This window comes from Microbacterium sp. MAH-37 (genome assembly GCF_009758255.1).
Classification (GTDB): domain Bacteria; phylum Actinomycetota; class Actinomycetes; order Actinomycetales; family Microbacteriaceae; genus Microbacterium.
In genome coordinates this window covers 167,068-186,812 of record NZ_WSEN01000007.1, presented here as the reverse complement: position 1 = coordinate 186,812, position 19,745 = coordinate 167,068, and the positions used below count along the sequence as shown (strand labels likewise).

The following is a 19,745-nucleotide window of genomic DNA, read 5'->3' as shown; positions in this document are numbered from 1 at the left end:
TTCGTCTGAGGGGTATGTCCTCTACAACCATCTTGCTCCCTCAGAAGTTCCCGGCTGACGTATCTTGAGTCTCATGACAGATGAAACTCAGCACCTTCCCCAGGCTGAAAATCCCGACATCATCCATGACCACCGTTCCGGCGTCAGCCGGCGTGGATTCCTCACCGGCGTCACCGCGGCGGGCGCCCTCGCCGCTGCGGGCTGGGCGGCGACCCCTGAGTCCGCCTCAGCCGCTCAGGGCGGCGTCGGCAAGACCGTCACGATCACCGTCATGGGGTCGTCCGACATCCACTCCAACGCCCTGAACTGGGACTACTACAAGGACTCCGAGTACAACGACGGCAAGGGCAACGCCGTGGGCCTCGCCGGCCTCGCCAGCGTCGTCAAGCAGGTCCGCGCGGACCGCGGGTCGGACCGGACGCTGCTGTTCGATGCCGGAGACACCATCCAGGGCACGCCGCTCGGCTCGTACTACGCCACCGTGAAGCCGATCACCGAGACCGGCGAGACGCACCCGATCGCCAGGCAGATGAACGCCATCGGCTATGACGCCGTGGCACTGGGCAACCACGAATTCAACTACGGCCTCGACTTCCTCGACGCCTGGATCTCGCAGATGGACGCCCCGGTGATGGGCGCGAACGCCGTGCGCGCCGGGACGACGGTGCCCGCGTACACGCCGTACGTGATCAAGACGCTGAACGTGAAGGGCGGCAAGCCCATCCGCGTCGGCGTGCTCGGTCTCACCAACCCCGGCATCGTCATCTGGGACAAGCCGCACGTCGAGGGAAAGCTCGAGGTGCTGGACATCGTCCAGACCGCGCAGAAGTGGGTGCCGATCATCCGTGATCAGGGCGTCGACGTCGTCGTCGTCAGCGTGCACTCCGGCGACAGCGGAACCTCGACCTACGGCGACGACCTGCCCGTCGAGAACGCCGCAGCGCTGCTGGCCGAACAGGTGCCCGGCATCGATGCGATCCTGCTCGGGCACGCGCACAGGGACATCCCGCAGCGCTTCGTGACCAACGCCGCGACGGGCGAGCAGGTCGTGCTCAGCGAGCCGATGTGCTTCGGCCAGCGACTGAGCGTGTTCGACATCGAGCTGCGGCAGGTCAAGGGGCAGTGGAAGGTGGTCTCGAAGAAGGCCACGAACCTGCTCACCAGCGGCGTGCAGCAGGACCCCGACCTGGTGTCGGTCGTGCAGGCGCAGCACGACGCTGTCGTCCGCTACGTGAACACGACCGTCGCCACGTCCACGGAGACGCTGTCCACCGCGGAGGCGTGCTGGCGCGACACCGCGATCCTCGACTACATCCACAAGGTGCAGGTCGAGACCGTCACCAAGGCCCTGGCCGGGACGGCGGACGAGGGTCTGCCGGTGCTGTCGATCGTCGCTCCGTTCAGCCGCACCGCGACCTTCCCCGCTGGAGATGTCTCGGTGCGGGACGTGGCCGGGCTGTACACCTTCGACAACACGCTGCTGGCCTCGGTGCTCACAGGTGCGCAGGTGAAGGACTACCTGGAGTACTCCGCGAAGTACTTCACCCAGGTGGCGGCGGATGCCCCGGTGGATCCGGCGAGCTGGACCAACGCCGACGGCACCGCGGACTACTACTACGACCAGCTCTCGGGCGTGACGTACGACATCGACATCGCGCAGCCCCGCGGTTCGCGCATCGTGAACCTCGCGTGGAACGGCGTGCCCGTGTCCGCCGACCAGAAGTTCGCCCTGGCTGTGAACAACTACCGCCAGTCGGGCGGCGGCAACTTCCCGCACATCGCCACCGCGCCCGTGATCTACAACGCACAGGTCGCGATCCGTGAGGCGATCGTCGCGACCGCCTCGGCCGAGGGAACGATCGATCCGGCGGACTTCCATGTCGAGAACTGGCGGCTCACGCGCGCCGGCACCCCGGTGTTCTGAGCGCCTGAGCCTGAGGGCCCGGCACCATCCGCATTCCCGGAGTGGGCCGGGCCCTCTGCCCGTTCAGCGCAGCTGCGGCGCAGCCTCGGTGATGATCCGTTCGAACACATCCTGATCTGCGGCGAACTGCGTGTCCGGGATCGGCCAGTGCAGGACGATCTCGGTGATACCGGCGTCACGATATCCGGCAGCCGTCTCGAGGAAGTGCTCGACGCCGTCCAGCGCGCTGTCCGGGGTGAAGCCTGTGAGCAGGATGCGCTCGACGCTCGCGGGATCCCTGCCGGCTTCCTCGCACGCACTCTCCAGGCGCGAGACCTGCTCGCGCACGATCGTCTGCGACTCGGCTGTGCTTCCACCGCCGTCGGTGGTCACCCACGCCTGCCCGTACTGCGCCGTCAGGCGCAGACCGCGGGGGCCGGTCGCGGCGATCGCGAACGGCACGCGAGGCCGCTGCACGGGTCCGGGGATGTTGCGCGCCTCATGCGCGAGGTAGGCGCCCTCCGTCTGGGTGACGGCGGGTTCGGTGAGCAGCCGGTCGAGCAGCGCGGTGAAGTCGCGCAGCCGGTCGGCGCGCTCGCGTGCCGACCACGGCTCGTGGCCGAGCACCGTGGCGTCGAAACCGGTCGTCCCTGCGCCGAGACCGACCGTGATCCGCCCGCCCGAGAGATCGTCGAGAGTCATCAGGTCCTTCGCGAACAGCACCGGCTCGCGATAGTTCGGCGAGGTGATGAGCGTGCCGAGCCGCACACGCGACGTCACCGCGGCAGCGGCCGCGAGCGTCGGCACGGCGCCGAACCAGGTCTCGTCGCGGAAGTTCCGCCAGGACAGATGGTCGTAGGTGTACGCCGCGTGGAACCCGAGGTCATCGGCGGCTCGCCAGATCGCGGATGCCTCGCCCCATCGCCAGACGGGCAGGATGCAGGTGCTGGTGCGCATGAGCCCAGGTTATCCGCGGCGGCCTCCCCCGACAGTTGCAGCGGTGATGACAGACGTCGCTCGCGAAGTGACCCGCACAGCAGAAAACCCCCGCCGGAGCGGGGGTTTTCTCATCTGCTGGGGTACCTGGACTCGAACCAAGAATGGCGGTACCAGAAACCGCTGTGTTGCCAATTACACCATACCCCAAGGGCGAAACCGGAGCTCCGCACCGAGAGTCAAGCTTACCCGACTCCCCGGCAGGGGCCAAACCGGACTCGTATCCCGCGCGCGTCGTGGTTCACAGCTCTCCCATGCGGGCCGGCTTGACCCAGCGCAGGAACACCGTCGACCGCGTGATGCGTGCCAGGTCGGCCAGCAGCGCGCCCACCTTCGTGCCGATGCTCAGGCTGAGGAACATCATCAGCGCCGTGGTCACGGCCTGCGTGTCGAAGCTGGCGAGCGACACCAGGCCGATCGTGCCGGGCACCAGCAGCAGGAACGCCGGCTGGAACGACACGGTGGCGGGCACGGCCAGCGTCACGCGCTCCAGCACACGCGCGGAGACGAACAGCAGGGCACCGGCGACGCCCGTGGCCACGACATTCCCCATCACCGGGCTGAGCACCGCGAGCACGGCGTAGGTGCCGGTCATCACGACGACGCAGACCACGGTCAGCCGGAAGCCGGAACCGAACGCCAGGCCGATCCCGATCGCCAGGATCACCACGGCGATCCACGCCACCCACAGCGGCGGCAGCGACCCCCATCCGCTGTGGTCGTTCGTCAGCTGCACGGCGTCTCCGACGAGCGCCGCGGATGCCGAGTCGATGTGCATCCCGGTCAGCGTCGCGCCCGCGAAGACTCCGGCCGCCATGAAGGCGAGCATGATCAGTCCGTACATCAGCCGGGACGCCCCGGTGACGATGTCCGTCGAGGTGAGCTCCAGCAGCGCGTTCGTGATCAGGGCGCCCGGCACCAGGATCGCGATAGGCGCGCACACCGCGAACAGCGGCACCGGCGACAGATCCAGCGCGTTCGCCGCCGTGCCGACCAGGATCGTCGAGACGAACGCCGACACGAACGGGGCGACCGCGGCGGCGGCGCGCACCCGCATCATGAGCAGCGTCAGGCCGCCCACCAGCAGTCCGACGATCAGCGCGAGCACGATCGCCCACCACGGGCAGCGGAACAGCGCAGCGAGCGCCCCCGCGAGCAACCCGCAGCCGATCAGGCTCTGCAGCCCGGGCATCCGACGCGGCGTCGCCCTGATCGCCGCCATCCTCGCCGGGGCGGCGTGCAGCGGCAGCGCACCGGACTCGAGGTCGCGAACCAGCCGGCTGGCCTTGGCGGACTGCCGGAAGGTGAGGGCCGCCCCCTTGCCGATCACGGTCGTCGTCGCCGACGCGGCGCCGGGGCGGCTCACCATCACCATCTCCGGCAGGATCGCGAACTCGACCGGTGAGTCCGGCAGGGTCCGCCGGCTCACCTGCTCTAGCGTGCCCCGGACGTCGGTGACCGACGTGCCGCACTCCAGCAGCAGCACCCCGAGGTCACCGAGGATCACGTCCGTTCCGGACTCCGAGGTCGCGACATCCGTCACGTCCGGTTCCCTCCTCGAGGATCGAGCGGATCAGCTCGCGAGCTTCTCCCCCAGCGTCCGCAGCCGACGCAGCGACTCGTCCTTGCCGAGCAGCTCCATCGACTCGAACAGCGGAGGCGAGACGCGACGACCGGTGATCGCGACGCGCGGCGGGCCGTAGGCCACGCGCGGCTTCAGCTCGAGACCGTCGATCAGCGCGGCGGACAGAGCCTCCTGGATCGTCTCGGGCGTGAACTCCTCCAGCGGCTCGAGGGCGTCGACGGATGCCTGCAGCACCTCGGCCGCGTTCGCGGGAAGCCCCTTCATCGCGTCGTCCTCGTAGGTGACCTCGTCGGCGAACAGGAAGCCGAGCATGCCGGGCGCCTCGCCCAGCAGCTGCATCCGCTCCTGCACCAGCGGTGCCGCGCGGAACGCGAGCACGATCTGCTCGTGGGTGGGCTCGGCACCGCCGAACACGTCGGCTGCGGCGAGGTACGGCAGCAGCCGCTCGGCGAAGTCCTTGCCATCGAGCATGCGGATGTGGTCGCCGTTGATCGACACGGCCTTCTTCTGGTCGAAGCGGGCCGGGTTCGGGTTGACGTCGGCGATGTCGAACGCCGCGACCATCTCGTCGCGGGAGAAGACGTCGCGGTCGGGGCCGATCGACCAGCCCAGCAGCGCCAGGTAGTTCAGCAGCCCCTCGGGGATCATGCCGCTGGAGCGGTGCAGGAACAGGTCGGCCTTCGGGTCGCGCTTGGACAGCTTCTTGTTGCCGGTCTCGCCGAGCACCAGCGGCATGTGGCCGAACCGAGGGATGAAGGTCGTCACGCCGGCATCGATCAGCGCGGCGTAGAGGGCCAGCTGACGCGCGGTCGACGGCATGAGGTCCTCGCCGCGCAGCACGTGCGTGACGCCCATCAGCGCGTCGTCGACCGGGTTCACGAACGTGTACAGCGGCACGCCGTTCGGGCGCACGATCACGTAGTCCGGGAAAGAACCGGCCGGGAACGTCACCTCGCCGCGGATCAGGTCCACGAAGGTGAGGTCGTGATCCGGCACGCGCAGGCGCAGCGCGGGCTCGCGGCCCTCGGCGCGGAACGCGGCCTTCTGCTCGTCGGTGAGGTCGCGGTCGTAGTTGTCGTAGCCGAGCTGCTTGGCGCGACCGGCGGCCTCGTTGCGGGCGTCGATCTCCTCGGCGGTCGAGAAGCTCTCGTAGACGAGGCCCGCGGCGACGAGCTTGTCCAGCACCTCGCGGTAGATGTCGTGGCGCTGCGACTGGCGGTAGGGACCGTTCGGGCCGCCGACCTCGACGCCCTCGTCCCAGTCGATCTCGAGCCAGCGCAGCGCGTCGAGCAGCTGCTGGTAGCTCTCCTCGCTGTCGCGCGCGGCGTCGGTGTCCTCGATGCGGAACACGAGCTTGCCGCCGTTGTGCCGCGCGTACGCCCAGTTGAACAGGGCAGTGCGGATCAGGCCGACGTGCGGCAGACCGGTCGGCGACGGGCAGAAGCGCACACGGACGTCGGCTCCGGTGGCGGTGGTGGTGCGGGGATCAGGAGTAGCCATAGCCCTTCGATTCTACCGAGAGCGGATGCCGCTCCCCGGCGCCTCAGAACGCGGCATCCTTCCGCCACACCGAGACGTGCGACTCGCTCTCCGCCGTGAACGGCGCGCCGGTCCAGTCCGCGTGCCGCGACTCCAGGGACATGCCCGCGATGCGCGCCATCAGGTCGAGCTCCGCCGGCCACGCGTAACGGTAGTGGTGCGCCCCGTACCGGTAGCTGCCGTCGTCCTGACGCGTGTAGTGGTGCGAGATCGCGCGCTGGGTGACGAAGTCGTACGTGTCGATCCCGGCATGCTCCTCCGATACGTCGAACGGCGCGGCGGCCTGACCCGGCGGCATCCGCCGCGCGGCCGGCACCTCGACCTCGACGACGAAGCGCCCGCCGGGGACGAGGTGACGCGCGGCGTTGCGGAAGCAGTCCACCTGCGCGTCCTGCGTCCAGAGATTGCCGATCGTGTTGAAGACGAGGTACACGAGGCCGAACTCGCCGGGCACCGTCGTGGAGGACATGTCGCCGATCACGACCGGGATGCGATCCGTCTTCTCCCGCAGTCGACCGGCCATCGCCGGGGAGTACTCCAGGCCGCTCACGGCGACGCCGCGCTCCTGCAGTGGGATCGCGACGCGGCCCGTGCCGATCGCGAACTCCAGTGCAGGACGCCCCTCCGCGCGTTCGGCGAGGAACGCCGACGTCGCGGCCAGCAGCTCCGGAGCGAACATCGGATCGCCCGGGTCGTCATACGCGTCGGCGGTCGCCTTGGTCCACAGGTCGCTGGGCACCTCGCTGTCGCTCATCCCGACAGCCTAGAGCCGGAACACCGGCGTCGTCGCGCGGCGCCTCAGCGCAATCGGTCGACCGCGAGGACAGCGGTCTGCGTCTGCGGGAGCGCGCCGTCCTGTGACGTCGCCGCGACGATCTCGTCGAAGACCGTGCGGAATCGCTCCCTCTCCGCGGCTGAGAGTCCGGCGTAGAAGGCTCCGGCTCCGGCGACTCCTCCGGCCACGGAGGTCCACAGCGTCTCAGCGGATGGCCGCCAGGTCCAGGTGAGCTCGGTGACCTCCGGCGTCCAGCCTGCCTCCCGCAGCATCCGCCCGAAGCCTGCGGCCGTCCGTTCGAAGTCCTTGTCCGCGGGGAGGCGGTTACCGGTCGCCGGCGTGAGGCCGGATCGTGCGGTCACGTCCGCCCAGAAGCTCGACGGTGACGCCGACCAGGTGCTGGCGATCACGGTGCTCCGTGCGACACGCCGCAGCGCCGCAGCGCCCGCGCGGGGATCGGCCAGATGGTTCAGCACGAAGTTCGCCACGACCACGTCGAATGCGCCGTCCTCGAAGGGCAGCTCCGGCAGCATGCCGTCCGTCACTCGGAGCGACGGATGCCGCCGGAGTGCCGCCTCGCGCATGCTCGGCTCCGGCTCGGCCGCTGTGACCCGCCACCCGGCGTCGGCCCAGGCCGCGGCCAGCGTGCCGTCGCCGGCGCCGACGTCGAGCAGGGTACGGCCGCCGGCCGCGCCGGCGAGCTCTCGCAGCCGCGCGCCCGTGCCGGCGCACAGCGCGGCGTAGGAGGCGGCGTACGCGTCGCCCGTGCCGGCCCAGCTCATGCGGTCGGTCGCACGCGGGCCAGCGGCGACAGCGCGGTGATCGCGATGACGATCACGAGGGCGGCCGCTCCGAGGCCCCCGTAGCCGAAGTTCGTCAGCACCAGTCCGGCCAGTGCCGCGCCGACGGCAGCGGTCAGACTCATCAGCGAGTCGCTGATGCCCTGCCGGCGCGGACGCTGCAGCGTCGTCGACGACTCGGTCAGCAGCGCGGCGCCCGCCACGGTCGCTGCGCTCCAGCCCAGCCCCAGCAGGATCAGCGCCGCCATGACGCCGACCGGGTTCTCACCCGCGAAGATCGCGGTCAGCAGCGAAGCTGTGAGGAGGGCCTGGCCGAGCAGCACGACGCGGACACGTCCCCAGCGGTCGGAGAGGATGCCGAACACCGGAGAAAGTCCGTACATGCCGGCCACGTGCAGACCGATCGTCAGTCCCACAAGCGTGGTGACATCGGTCTCCGTGGTCGCCATGCCGTGCATGCCGTGAGCCATGTGCGAGAGGTGGATCGGGGTCATGGCCATCACGGAGGCCATCACGGCATGCGAGCCGGCGACCGCGAAGATCGCATAGCGCGCAGCGACGGGGCGGTCGACGGAGGCACCGAGCACGGCTCCTCTGCCCTCGTCGCGGGCGATCCGCAGCGCGAGCAGCAGCGGGTCGGGCCGCAGCGCGATCAGGTACAGCGCGAGTGCGAGCGCCTGGGCGATCAGCGAGAAGACGTACGAGCCGGTGAGATGCGGCATCCCCAGTGCCTGCCCGATGACTTCACCAGGCGTGAGCAGGAACGGCCCGGCGACGCCGCCGATCGTCGTCGACCAGACCACGATCGACAGATCGCGGCCCCGATGCTGCGCAGAGGCCAGGTCGGTCGCGGCGAAGCGCGACTGCAGATTGCCGGCATTCCCCATGCCGATCAGGATGACGCCCACCAGCAGCACCGGGAAGCTGCGGATGGATGCCGCGGTGATCACGATGCCCACGCCCACGAGCGCGAGCAGGTTGCCGACGGTCAGCGACAGCCTGCGCCCGCGACGGCTCGCGAACCGTGCCAGCGGGATGGCTGCCGCTGCTGCACCGAGGGTGACCGACGCCGTGGCGAGACCGGACAGCGCGTCGTCGCCGGAGAGGTCGGCCGCCAGCAGGGCGCCGAGCGATACCGTGGCGCCGAACGCGATGCCTCCGAGCACCTGACCGAGCGCGAGGACGCCGACTGTGCGGCGCTGGATGCGCTCCAGATCGCCCGGAGCGAGCTCGGTCGTGGTCACGAGGCGTCGCGCACCGGGTTGCGGAGCGTGCCGATGCCGGAGACCTCGACCTCGACGGTGTCACCGGCGACGATCGGGCCGACGCCCGCCGGGGTGCCGGTCAGGATGACGTCGCCGGGCAGCAGCGTGAACACGGCGGACGCATAGGCGATGATGTCGGCGACCGAGTGGATCATGTCGGACAGCGGCGCGTGCTGGCGCACCTCACCGTTGACGCGGGTCTCGATGGTGGCTGACGCATCGTCGAACTCGGTCTCGATGACCGGGCCGAGCGGGCAGAAGGTGTCGAAGCCCTTGCCGCGCGTCCACTGGCCGTCCTTGCGCTGCAGGTCGCGCGCGGTGACGTCGTTGCCGACGGTGTAGCCGAACACGTGCTCGAGGGCGTTCTCGGCGCTGACGTTCTTCGCGATGCGTCCGATGACGGCGACCAGCTCGCCCTCGAACTCGGTGCGCTCGGAGAGGGCGATCGGGCGCACGATCGCGTCGCCGGGGCCGATCACCGCGGTGTTCGGCTTCAGGAACAGCAGCGGCTCCTCCGGGGCGACGTTGCCGAACTCGGCGGCGTGGTCGTGGTAGTTGCGGCCGACGCAGACCACCTTCGAACGTGGGATCACGGGCGCCAGCAGCGCGGCGTCCGCGAGCGGCACGCGCTCCCCCGTCGGCTCGTATCCTGCGAACATCGGGTCGCCCTCGAGGACGACGAGATCCCCGTCGTCCACGATGCCGAATCGGATGCCGCCCTGGTGACTGAAACGCGCGATCTTCACCCGCTCAGCCTACTCACCCGGCATTTCTCCCGCCGAGACCCCGGGCTTGCGCCGAGACCCCGGGCTGCTGACGTCAGCAACCCGGGGTCTCGGCGGTAAAGCGGGGTCTCGGCGTGAGGCGGGTCAGGCGTCCAGGCGGACGAGCCAGCCGTGCTTGTCCTCGCGACGGCCGTACTGGATGTCGGTGAGCTCCTCGCGCAGCGACATCGCGAGCTCGGTCGACTCCGCGCCCTCGTGCACGATCTCGAAGTCGGTCGCCATGAGCTTGCCGATCGGCACGACCACGGCGGCCGTGCCGCAGGCGAAGGCGCCCACGATCTCACCGGATGCCGCGCCCTTGCGCCACTCGTCGATCGAGAGCTTCCGCTGCTCGACCTTCAGACCGCGGTCCTCGGCGAGCTGCAGGATCGACGCGAGCGTGATGCCCTCCAGGATCGAGTCGGACTGCGGCGTGAGCAGGCGGCCGTCGCTGGTGACGAGCACCAGGTTCATGCCGCCGAGCTCCTCGATGTACTCGCCGTCCAGGAACAGCACCTGCTGGCATCCCTTGGCGTAGGCCTCCTCCTGCGGGAGAAGGCTCGAGGCGTAGTTGCCGCCGGTCTTGGCCGCACCGGTGCCGCCGTGCCCGGCACGGGCGTAGTCGGTCGACAGCCAGATGTTCACCGGCTGCACGCCACCGGGGAAGTACGCTCCGGCGGGGCTGGCGATCAGGTAGTAGCCGACCTTCTTCGCCGCCCGCACGCCGAGGAAGGCCTCCTTGGCGAACATGAACGGACGCAGGTACAGGCTCTCCTCGGGGTTGCTGGGCACCCACGACGCGTCGACCGCGACGAGCTGCTTGAGCGACTCGACGAAGAGCTCCTCGGGAAGCTCCGGCAGGGCGAGCCGGCGCGCCGAGCGCTGCAGGCGCGCGGCGTTGCGGTCGGGACGGAAGGTCCACACCGAGCCGTCGGCGTGCCGGTAGGCCTTGAGCCCCTCGAAGATCTCCTGCGAGTAGTGCAGCACCGCGGCGGCGGGGTCGAGCGGGATCGGGCCGTAGGGCTGCACGCGGGGACGGTGCCAGCCGCCCTTCTCGGACCAGCACAGGTCGACCATGTGGTCGGTGAAGTACTGACCGAACCCGGGGTGGCTCAGGATCTCCTCGCGCTCCGCGTCGGAGCGCGCGTTCTCATTGCGGGTCACCTGCCAGATGAGGCCGGCGGGCGAAGGAGCCTGAAGGGGAAGTCCGATGGTCATGATGTGGTGTCCTGACAGGTCGAAAGCTGGCGAGTAGTGCGCCGGAATCCAGATTACGCCCGGAGCCGGGCGATGATCGCGTCGCCGATCTGGGCGGTGCCGCGCGGGGCATTCCGCTCGGCGATGTCCGCTTCGACCGCCTGCTGCACGCGGGCGGCCTCGTCGCGCAGCCCGAGGTGATCGAGCAGCAGGGCGACGGAGAGGATGGCGGCGGTCGGATCTGCCTTCTGCTGACCCGCGATGTCCGGAGCCGAGCCGTGCACGGGCTCGAACATCGAGGGGAAGGCGCCGGTCGGGTTGATGTTGCCCGAGGCTGCGAGTCCGATGCCACCGGTGACGGCGCCGGCCAGATCCGTGAGGATGTCGCCGAAGAGGTTGTCGGTGACGATCACGTCGAAGCGCGAAGGGTTGGTGACCAGGAAGATCGTGGCCGCGTCGACGTGCAGATAGTCTACGGCCACGCCGGGGTGCTCCTGCGCGACCTCGTCGACGATCCGCTTCCACAGGCCGCCGGCGTTCACGAGCACGTTGGTCTTGTGCACCAGGGTGAGGCGGTTGTCGCGCCGCTCGGCGAGTTCGAACGCGTAGCGCACCACGCGCTCCACGCCGTAGGCGGTGTTCACGCTGGTCTCGTTCGCCACCTCGTGCGGCGTGCCGCGACGGATGCTGCCGCCGTTGCCGACGTACGGCCCCTCTGTGCCCTCGCGGACGACGACGAAGTCGATCTCGCCGGGCTCGGCGAGCGGCCCCGGGGCGCCGGCGAACAGCTTCGACGGGCGCAGGTTGACGTAGTGGTCGAGCTCGAAGCGCAGCTTCAGCAGCAGCCCGCGCTCGATGTTCGCGTCCTTGAGCCGCGGATCGCCGGGCTGACCGCCGACCGCGCCGAGCAGGATGGCATCGTGCGTGCGGATCGCGTCGAGGTCGTCGTCGGTGAGCGTGTCGCCCGTCTCGAGGTAGCGGCCCGCACCGAGCGAGAAGGGCGTCTTCTCGAAGACGGTCTCGCCGCCGGCGGTGACGGCGTCGAGAACCTTCTCGGCTTCCGCGATGACCTCGGGTCCGATGCCGTCACCGGGGATGACGGCCAGCTTCACGACACGCGACATGACACTCCTTGCTCGGGGACCGCCCCGCCACGCCTCAGGAGCGGGTGCGTGTTTTCAGCGTAGTCGCCGCGATGACCGCCGCGAGCACCACGAGTCCTGCGCCGATCAGCGACGTCACGCCCACGCCGGAGCCGAAGGCCGCGATCGCGGCATCCCACACCTGCGTGGCCGCGGGCTCACCGAGCCCGTGCGAGACCGTGTACGCGCCGGCGAGCGTCTCGCGTGCGGCGTCCGCGGCCGCGGCGTCCAGCCCATCCGGCAGTACCAGAGCGCCGCGGTAGAAGGCGGTGATGATGCCGCCCAGGATCGCGGTGCCGAGCACGGCACCCAGCTCGTAGGCCGTCTCGGAGACCGCACTGGCGGCACCGGCCTTCTCGGGCGGCGCGCTGGCGAGGATCAGCTCGTTCGAGATGGTCTCCGCCGCGCCGATCCCGATGCCGAGCGAGACGAACGACAGCACCAGGGCGGCGATGGAGCCGCTCGTGAACGCCACCAGCAGATAGCCGAGCACCGAGAACATCAGTGCGGCGGGGATGAGGATGTGCGGCGAGACGCGACGCGACACCGGCACGATCGCCAGACCGGAGACGATCATCGCGGCCATGCCGGGCACCAGGGCGAACCCGGCGACCATGGGCGTCAGCCCCAGCACCAGCTGCAGGTGCTGGGAGACGTAGTAGAGGAAGCCGACCAGCGCGACGACGCTGAGCAGGTTCACCAGGATGGCGCCCGAGAACGAGCCGCGGCGGAACAGCGCCATGTCGAGCATGGGGATCTCGGCCCACAGCTGACGGCGCACGAACAGCGCGCCCATCGCGATGCCGAGCGCGGCCCACGCTCCCCCGGCCCACGTCGGGCCCTCCACGGCGAACGACTTGATCGCGTAGACGACGGGGATCATCGCGGCCATCGACAGCAGAATGCTGATCGGGTCGATGCGGCCGGGGTTCGGGTCGCGGCTCTCAGGCACCAGCAGCGGCGCGCAGATCAGCAGCGGGACGAGCACGGGTACCGCGATGAGGAACACCGAGCCCCACCAGAAGTGCTCGAGCAGGAAGCCGCCCACGATCGGGCCGAGCGCGGAGCCGGCCGAGAACGCCGATGCCCACACCGCGATCGCCATGCGGCGCTGATCGCGGTTGGTGAAGATCGACCGCAGCAGCGAGAGCGTCGACGGCATCAGCATCGCGCCGAAGAAGCCGAGCAGGGCGCGCGCGCCGATCAGCGTGAGCGCCGTCGGCGCGAAGGCCGCGAGCACGGAGACGGCGGCGAAGCCGGTGGCGCCGATGAGCAGCATCCGCCGCCGGCCGAACCGGTCACCGAGCGTGCCCATCGTCACCAGCAGCCCCGCGAGCACCAGCGGGTAGACGTCGATGATCCAGAGCTGTTCCGCTCCACTCGGAGAGAGCGCGAGCGAGATCTCGGGCAGTGCGAAGCTCAGCACCGTGTTGTCGACTGAGACCAGCAGCACCGGCAGCATGAGCACGATGAGCGCCCACCAGCCGCGTGCTCCGACGCGGGGTCCGTCGGTCTCCTGCACGGGGATCGATGCGGTGGTGGTCATGCTCTCACGCTCTTCCTGTTCGGGGACGACCAGATAACTATACCGTCCAGTTGGTATAGTAATGGCGATGCGTCTGAGCATCCACTGAGCAGAGGAGTCCCCATGTCGCGCCCGCCTCGCGCCAAGGAAGGCGTCCTCGACGCTTACGAGCGTCTCCTCATCGAGGAGGGCGAGCGCGCGGCGACCCTCGATGCCACGGCCAGAGCCGCCGGCGTCTCGAAGGGCGGCCTGCTGTACCACTTCGGCTCCAAGGAGGATCTCGCAGCGGGGCTGATCCAGCGGCTCTCCGACCTCGTCGACGCCGACGTGCAGCGCATGGAGACCGCCGAAGAGGGCGTCGTCGCCTACTATCTGCGTACCTCTGTCGCGATCGACGATCCGCTGGACCGCGCGCTCATCGCGACCTCACGGCTCGCGCAGGGCGGACACGCGGCGGCCGCCGCCGCCCTGAACGACGTGCGGCGGCGCTGGTCGGCGACCATCTCCCCCCGCGTACGAGACGAGGCCGCTCTCGACCTGGTGATGATGCTCAGCGACGGACTGTACTTCAACAACGCGCTCGGAGGTGACGGCGGCGATCGTCTCGTCCCCGACGAGGAGCGGATGCGCGCGCTCATCGCGCTCGTGCTGAAGGCGACCGGCTCCGCTGCCTGACCCCCTTCTTGCTCCGGTCTCACTCGTTGTGGGTCAGACGGTCTCCGCACCCGCAAACAGTGAGACCGGAGTTGCAGGCGCTCAACCCTCACGTTCAGACAGCCGGCGGTGGAGGTGCCGCCGCACGGCCGGATCCGAGGTGAGCGCGATCGCCTGCCGGAAGTCGCGAGCAGCCCCGTCCGTGTCGCCGCTGCGCAGCCCCAGCTCGGCGCGCACCGCGAACGCCTGCGCCGCGAGCGACCCCTGGAACAGCTGTTCGTCGGCATCCAGCTCCAGACGCGCCCCGGCGGCGCCGATGCCGTCCGCATAGCCGCGCGCGACGATCCTGGCCAGCCTCGCCGACGGTGAGGGCCACTGCGCGACGAGCCCGTCGTAGAGCCGAGCGATCGCGGGCCAGTCGGTGGCGTCCCAGTCCGGCGCAATGGCGTGCAGGCCCGAGATGCCGGCCTGGAGTGCGAAACGGCCGGTCCCGCCGTTCAGGGCGACGGTCGCGAGCGCCTCGCCCTCGGCGATCAGCGCACGATCCCAGAGGCGGCGGTCAGCCTCGGCCAGCGCGACCAGCTCCCCCGCCGGGTCGACACGCGACGGATGCCGCGCCTCGGTGAGCAGAAGCAGGGCGAGCAGCCCGTTCGCCTCGGAGTCGTCGCCGGCGATCCGCCGCGCGTCGCGCGCGAGTTCGACGGCGTCCGCGCACAGCCTGCGCCCATCCCCCGTGGTCGGCGCGGCGTAGCCGGTCGTGTACAGCAGCGAGATCACCGAGAGCGCGTCGGGCAGCCTGGCGTGCGCCTGCGCGGCATCCGACATCGCGAACCGGATGCTGGAATCGCGCAGCCGCTTCTTCGCCCTGGTCAGCCGTGCCGCCATCGTCGGCTCCGACACCAGCAGCATCGCCGCGACGTCGTGCGTCGCGATGCCGCAGGCGAAGCGCAGGGCGAGTGCGAGCCGGGTCTCCTCCGCGAGCTCCGGATGGCAGACGGTCAGGATCAGCTCGAGCCGCTCATCACCGGTGAACGCGAAGTCCGCGGCATCCGCGGTGACCGTGGCGGTGTCGGCCGCCAGCACGGGGAGTGCCTTCGCCGCCGTGCGCTGCCGGCGGATCGTGTCGACGGCCGCGCGCCGCGCGGCGGTCGTGATCCACGCCGAGGGATTCGCGAGCACGACTCCGGCTCGCTCCTGCGCGATCGCGCGCAGGAACGCGTCCTGCACCGCGTCCTCGGCGAGCTGCAGGTCGCCGGTGTACGCGGCGACGGCACCGAGGATGCGCCCCGCATCTGCGCGGAACGCATCCTCGATCCGGTCACTCATCGGTTCAGGACTGCGCTTCGGGTGCCGCCGCCATGTCCAGCACCGGATGCACGTCCAGCCAGCCGCCCGTGGGCACCAGGGCTGCCAGTTCCCTCGCCTGATCGACCGTGTCGGCGGTGAACACGTAGAAGCCGGTGACGACCTCGCGGGTCTCGCCGAACGGGCCGTCCGTGTAGACCGGGCCGTCCGCGCCGGGCTGGATGCGGAACGCCTCGGACTGCGCGCGCAGCGGCACGCCGGCGGTGATCCGCTGGCCGGCTGCAGCGACGGCCGCCTGGAACGCCTTGTGGCCCGCCAGATCCGCCTCGAGCTGCGCCGGTGAGCTGCCGGCGTAGTCCCATTCCGGTTCGCGGATGATGATCATGTACTCGTCGGACATCATGTCTCCTTCGTCGGGCGGGCCAGCGGCCCGCTGAGGTGTCGAACACCGATATGACGTGGAGCATCCTTCGAAATCGACAGCCCGCGCAGATTCTTTCAGAACTTCTTCCTCGGGAGAACGGCGAACGGCCCGCCCTCGCGCGAGGACGGGCCGTTCTGCGGGGATGTCAGAGCGTGGTGACCTCGATCTGGCGGAAAAGATCGGCGTCGATCGCCTCGCGGATCTCGTCGATGAGCTCGTCGCCGACGGGCGAGTCGAGCGTCAGGACGCTGAGGGCCTGGTCGCCGGCGGCACGACGGGCGATCTGCATGCCCGCGATGTTCACGCCGGCCTCGCCGAACTTCTGGCCGTAGACGGCCACGATTCCCGGACGGTCGGTGTAGAGCATCACGACGTGGTGCTGTCCGAGCGGCAGCTCGAGCGCGTGGTCGTTGATGCCCACCAGCTTCTCGATCTGCTTCGGGCCGGTCAGCGTGCCGGACACCGACAGCTGCGAGCCGTCCGAGAGCGCCCCGCGCAGCGTGATTACGTTGCGGTACTCCTCGCTGACGTCGTCCTTCAGCAGCCGCACGGCCACGCCGCGCTGCTCGGCGAGCAGCGGTGCGTTCACGTACGACACGGTCTCGCTGACGATGTTCGCGAAGACTCCCTTGAGAGCGGCGAGCTTCAGCACGCTGACGTCGTAGTCGTTCAGCTCGCCGTGCACCTCGACGTCGAGGCTGGTGAGCGGCGACTGCGCGAGACCGGAGAACACCTGCCCGAGCTTCTCGACCAGCGCGATGCCGGGACGCGCATAAGGGTCGATGACGCCGCCGGCGACGTTGACCGCGTCGGGCACCAGATCTCCGCCGAGCGCGAGACGGACGGAGCGTGCGACCGAGACGCCGGCCTTCTCCTGAGCCTCTTCGGTGCTGGCGCCGAGGTGCGGGGTGACGACGACGTTCGGCAGCTCGGTGAGAGCTCGCGCGGTGCTGCCCTCGGCGGGCGGCTCGGAGGTGAAGACGTCGAGTCCTGCGCCGGCGATCTCGCCGGTCTGCAGCGCCTCGAGCAGCGCCTCCTCATCGATCAGGCCACCGCGGGCGACGTTGATGACGTACGCCGAGGACTTCATCGCCTTGAGCTGCTCGACACCGATCATCCCGGTCGTCTCCGGGGTCTTCGGCATGTGGATCGTGAGGAAGTCGGCCTCGGCCAGCAGCTCGTCGAGCGAGACGAGCTGCACGCCGAGCTGCTGCGCGCGGGCACTGGTGACGTAGGGGTCGTACGCGATCAGGCGCACGTCGAAGCCGCTCAGGCGAGCGGCGATCAGGGCGCCGATGCGGCCGAGGCCGACGATGCCGACGGTCTTCTCGAGCAGCTCGGTGCCGGTGAAGCTGGAGCGCTTCCAGGCGCCGGCGGCCAGCGACGCGTGCGCGGCGGGGATGTGCCGCGCGAGGCTGAGGATGTGGCCGACGGTCAGCTCGGCGGCCGAGACGATGTTCGAGGTCGGCGCGTTGACGACCATGACGCCCGCGGCCGTGGCGGCCTTGATGTCGACGTTGTCGAGTCCGACGCCGGCGCGGGCGACGACCTTGAGCTTCGGTGCGTGCGAGAGCGCTTCTGCGTCGATCTTCGTGGCCGAGCGGACCAGCACCGCATCGGCGTCGGCGAGGGCGGCGAACAGCGCCTCGCGGTCGGTGCCGTCGACGTCGCGGACGTCGAAATCGGGGCCGAGGGCCTCGATCGTGGCAGGAGAGAGGACTTCGGCGATGAGCACGACGGGCTTCGGCACAGTGGATCCTTCGGGGCAGCGCGGCAGGCGGGAGAGAGCCGATGCGCCGCACACCGTCGGGGGCGCGATCGAGCACCACTGTACCCGAGAGCGACCGATGCTCCCGTCCGTGTGACGCCCGGCCGGTCAGGCCACCGCGATGCTGCGCATCATGTACGACAGCACGTTCAGCCAGAACACCGCCGACAGGCCGAGCCCGGCGAGCAGCACGATGACGAACTGCCAGAGCGACCGTCTGCGCGCCAGCACGATCGCGGCCGTGAAGACGAGCGCGGGAAGCACGGCCGCGAACAGCAGCGCCACCCAGTCCATCGCCTGCAGGCCGAACGGAGCGACACCGATGAGGAACGCGATGGCGTTCCAGATCAGGTAGGCGTAGGCGAGGCCGGCCAGCCCGGTGATGAACCCGGTCAGCGCGGAACGAAGACGTGAGGGCGCGGGGTCGACGGTGTTCTCTGCGACGCTCATGCGGCGACTCCCCCAGTCATCACGAACGGCCATGGCACGAGGAACACGACGCCGGCGATCAGTGCGACCAGTCGCACCCAGCTGCGCGAACCGCGCGTCAGCATCCACGATGCCGCGAACCACAGCGCGGGCGCGGCGACGGCGATCACTAGGGTGGCGGTGTACATCACGCTCGGGATCAGGAACAGAGCGCCCGCCTGCATCCGCATGCCGCCGATCAGCCAGCCGATCGTGTAGAGCAGGTAGATGCCGCCGACCGCGCCGAGGGCCAGCAGCATCCCGGTGGACAGCCCCTCGTACTCCTCGTCGTCATCCTCTTCCGCGACCTCGTCGGCGGCGGATACCGCGGACGAGACCTTCTCGGGGGCGGTTTCCTCCGCCGGGGCGGACTCGACGTCCTCGCTCCCCCGGCCGACGGCGTGCCAGCCCTTCGGCAGCGTGGGGCGATCCACGTCGGAATCGCCACCCCAGCTCAGGGCGTCATCGTCGGAGTCGGATGTCATGTCTCCAGCGTAGCGATCAGAATCCTGCGCCCAGTAGGCTCAGGGCGTTCAGCAAACACTCAGGAGGGGGCCATCGTGGCTGAGAGCGACGAGCAGGCAGTCGAGACGGAAGCACCGGGCTGGAAGCCCACGCCCGAGGCGAAGAAGAAGGCCACCACCTTCCGCTGGATCGCCGTGGCGCTGTGGGTCGTCGCGATCGTCGGCGAGGCCGTCGGCATCTTCTGGCTGTTGCGCCAGCGCGTGTACGTCGGCGAGGAGGGCACCTTCACGCGCGACCCCGAGACCGGACTGGTGAGCGAGAGCGGCGTCACCGCGATCTTCCCGCAGTGGGCGTTCATCTCGCTGCTCGTGCTGCTGGTGGTCATCGCCGCGCTGTCGATCACGGGTTCGGTGCTCTGGAAGAAGGCGAACCGCCTCGACCCGGCACGCAAGTCCGACAAGGCGCGGTTCTTCGTGCAGAACCAGCTCGGAGCGATCATCGCGATCATCGCGTTCCTGCCGCTGGTGATCCTGATCTTCCTGAACAAGGACATGGACAAGGGGCAGAAGGCCACCGCCGGCATCGTCGGCGTCGCGCTGGCCCTCCTCGCCACCTACATCGGCATCGACTTCGCCCCGGCGTCGGTCGAGCAGTACACCGCCGACCAGTCCACCGTGGTCATGCTGCTCGGCAAGGACCAGGTCGTCTGGGTCGACGGCGGCAAGGTCTACCACGTGTGCGATGAAGTGCCCGATGTGCAGACCGGCAGCGAGATCCGCACCGGCACGACGGCGGAAGCCATCGAGGCCGGCAAGACCCGCCTCACGCTCGAGTTCGCGTCGGAACTGAAGAAGTGCGGGTTGCCCGTGCCCGAGAACTCCGCCGAGATCGTCAGCGCGATCCGTGAGATCCGCGACGGTGCGACCGGTGTCGTACTGCCGGCGCCGGTCTGGGGCGAAGGCGTCACACCGCCGATCGTCGTGAAGGACGCCGCTCCGGCGAACTGACGACGCATCCTCAGAAGAAGGAGGGCATCCCGCACGGGATGCCCTCCTTATTCATGCCTGGGCGGTTTCAGTAATCCGTCAGTAAGAAGGCCCGGATAGCGTGACGCCATCCTGCGTCCGCCAGCGTCGTCGCCCGCGGGACCTGCCGTCAACCATCGAAGGA

The 19,745-nt window shown here is 69.7% G+C and carries 18 protein-coding genes and 1 tRNA gene; 3 read left to right on the top strand and 16 right to left on the bottom strand.

Features of this window, described 5'->3' with window-relative positions; genetic code table 11:
• Positions 1-73 precede the first annotated feature (73 nt).
• The gene (locus tag GON06_RS08975; protein WP_157311963.1) at positions 74-1,924 is read left to right on the top strand and encodes a bifunctional metallophosphatase/5'-nucleotidase; all 1,851 of its coding nucleotides are present in this window, start codon (positions 74-76) and stop codon (positions 1,922-1,924) included.
• Between the two features lie 63 nt (positions 1,925-1,987).
• Here the strand turns inward: GON06_RS08975 and GON06_RS08970 are convergent, their stop codons facing one another.
• From GON06_RS08970 to GON06_RS08920, 11 genes are all read right to left on the bottom strand, one after another.
• The gene (locus GON06_RS08970; RefSeq protein WP_157311962.1) at positions 1,988-2,860 is read right to left on the bottom strand and encodes an LLM class flavin-dependent oxidoreductase; all 873 of its coding nucleotides are present in this window, start codon (positions 2,858-2,860) and stop codon (positions 1,988-1,990) included.
• 117 nt (positions 2,861-2,977) lie between these two features.
• Positions 2,978-3,049: transfer RNA gene (locus GON06_RS08965), tRNA-Gln, on the bottom strand.
• A gap of 91 nt (positions 3,050-3,140) precedes the next feature.
• Positions 3,141-4,442 (bottom strand): threonine/serine exporter family protein, encoded by a 1,302-nt coding sequence (locus GON06_RS08960; RefSeq protein ID WP_198346663.1) that lies wholly within the window; start codon positions 4,440-4,442, stop codon positions 3,141-3,143.
• 30 nt (positions 4,443-4,472) lie between these two features.
• A complete protein-coding gene (gene gltX / locus GON06_RS08955) occupies positions 4,473-5,984 on the bottom strand; it encodes a glutamate--tRNA ligase (RefSeq protein ID WP_157311961.1) in 1,512 nt (503 codons plus the stop codon).
• Positions 5,985-6,027: 43 nt separating this feature from the next.
• Entirely contained in the window at positions 6,028-6,777 is a 750-nt protein-coding gene (locus tag GON06_RS08950) for a class I SAM-dependent DNA methyltransferase (RefSeq protein ID WP_157311960.1), read from the bottom strand.
• Between the two features lie 44 nt (positions 6,778-6,821).
• Positions 6,822-7,580, bottom strand: a complete 759-nt coding sequence (locus GON06_RS08945; RefSeq protein WP_157311959.1) for a class I SAM-dependent methyltransferase — start codon at positions 7,578-7,580, stop codon at positions 6,822-6,824.
• Positions 7,577-8,842 carry an MFS transporter gene (locus GON06_RS08940; RefSeq protein WP_332837321.1) on the bottom strand — a complete coding sequence of 422 codons (1,266 nt, stop codon included), beginning with the start codon at positions 8,840-8,842 and terminating at the stop codon, positions 7,577-7,579. Before GON06_RS08940 ends, GON06_RS08945 begins: the two co-directional genes overlap by 4 nt.
• A complete protein-coding gene (locus GON06_RS08935) occupies positions 8,839-9,609 on the bottom strand; it encodes a fumarylacetoacetate hydrolase family protein (RefSeq protein ID WP_332837320.1) in 771 nt (256 codons plus the stop codon). Before GON06_RS08935 ends, GON06_RS08940 begins: the two co-directional genes overlap by 4 nt.
• A gap of 123 nt (positions 9,610-9,732) precedes the next feature.
• Positions 9,733-10,845, bottom strand: coding sequence for a branched-chain amino acid aminotransferase (locus GON06_RS08930; protein WP_157311958.1), 1,113 nt, complete (start codon positions 10,843-10,845; stop codon positions 9,733-9,735).
• A gap of 53 nt (positions 10,846-10,898) precedes the next feature.
• Complete coding sequence (locus GON06_RS08925; RefSeq protein WP_157311957.1) at positions 10,899-11,948, bottom strand: 3-isopropylmalate dehydrogenase; 1,050 nt, start codon at positions 11,946-11,948, stop codon at positions 10,899-10,901.
• 34 nt (positions 11,949-11,982) lie between these two features.
• Positions 11,983-13,512 carry an MFS transporter gene (locus tag GON06_RS08920; RefSeq protein WP_157311956.1) on the bottom strand — a complete coding sequence of 510 codons (1,530 nt, stop codon included), beginning with the start codon at positions 13,510-13,512 and terminating at the stop codon, positions 11,983-11,985.
• Between the two features lie 102 nt (positions 13,513-13,614).
• Here GON06_RS08920 and GON06_RS08915 point away from each other — a divergent pair, with 102 nt between their 5' ends.
• Positions 13,615-14,166 (top strand): TetR/AcrR family transcriptional regulator, encoded by a 552-nt coding sequence (locus GON06_RS08915; RefSeq protein ID WP_157311955.1) that lies wholly within the window; start codon positions 13,615-13,617, stop codon positions 14,164-14,166.
• Between the two features lie 81 nt (positions 14,167-14,247).
• On the opposite strand, the gene GON06_RS08910 is transcribed toward GON06_RS08915, so the two are convergent.
• The 5 genes from GON06_RS08910 to GON06_RS08890 form a co-directional block, all read right to left on the bottom strand.
• A complete protein-coding gene (locus tag GON06_RS08910) occupies positions 14,248-15,471 on the bottom strand; it encodes an RNA polymerase sigma factor (protein WP_157311954.1) in 1,224 nt (407 codons plus the stop codon).
• Between the two features lie 4 nt (positions 15,472-15,475).
• Positions 15,476-15,850 (bottom strand): YciI family protein, encoded by a 375-nt coding sequence (locus GON06_RS08905; protein WP_157311953.1) that lies wholly within the window; start codon positions 15,848-15,850, stop codon positions 15,476-15,478.
• A 169-nt stretch (positions 15,851-16,019) separates the two neighbouring features.
• Positions 16,020-17,624: a phosphoglycerate dehydrogenase gene (serA, locus tag GON06_RS08900; RefSeq protein WP_332837316.1), complete on the bottom strand. Its 1,605-nt coding sequence runs from the start codon at positions 17,622-17,624 to the stop codon at positions 16,020-16,022.
• A gap of 126 nt (positions 17,625-17,750) precedes the next feature.
• On the bottom strand, positions 17,751-18,092 hold the full coding sequence (locus tag GON06_RS08895; RefSeq protein ID WP_157311952.1) for a hypothetical protein: 342 nt from the start codon (positions 18,090-18,092) through the stop codon (positions 17,751-17,753).
• Positions 18,089-18,595: a hypothetical protein gene (locus GON06_RS08890; protein ID WP_157311951.1), complete on the bottom strand. Its 507-nt coding sequence runs from the start codon at positions 18,593-18,595 to the stop codon at positions 18,089-18,091. Before GON06_RS08890 ends, GON06_RS08895 begins: the two co-directional genes overlap by 4 nt.
• A gap of 75 nt (positions 18,596-18,670) precedes the next feature.
• Here GON06_RS08890 and GON06_RS08885 point away from each other — a divergent pair, with 75 nt between their 5' ends.
• Positions 18,671-19,582 carry a hypothetical protein gene (locus GON06_RS08885; protein WP_232528370.1) on the top strand — a complete coding sequence of 304 codons (912 nt, stop codon included), beginning with the start codon at positions 18,671-18,673 and terminating at the stop codon, positions 19,580-19,582.
• The last annotated feature ends 163 nt before the right edge of the window (positions 19,583-19,745 follow it).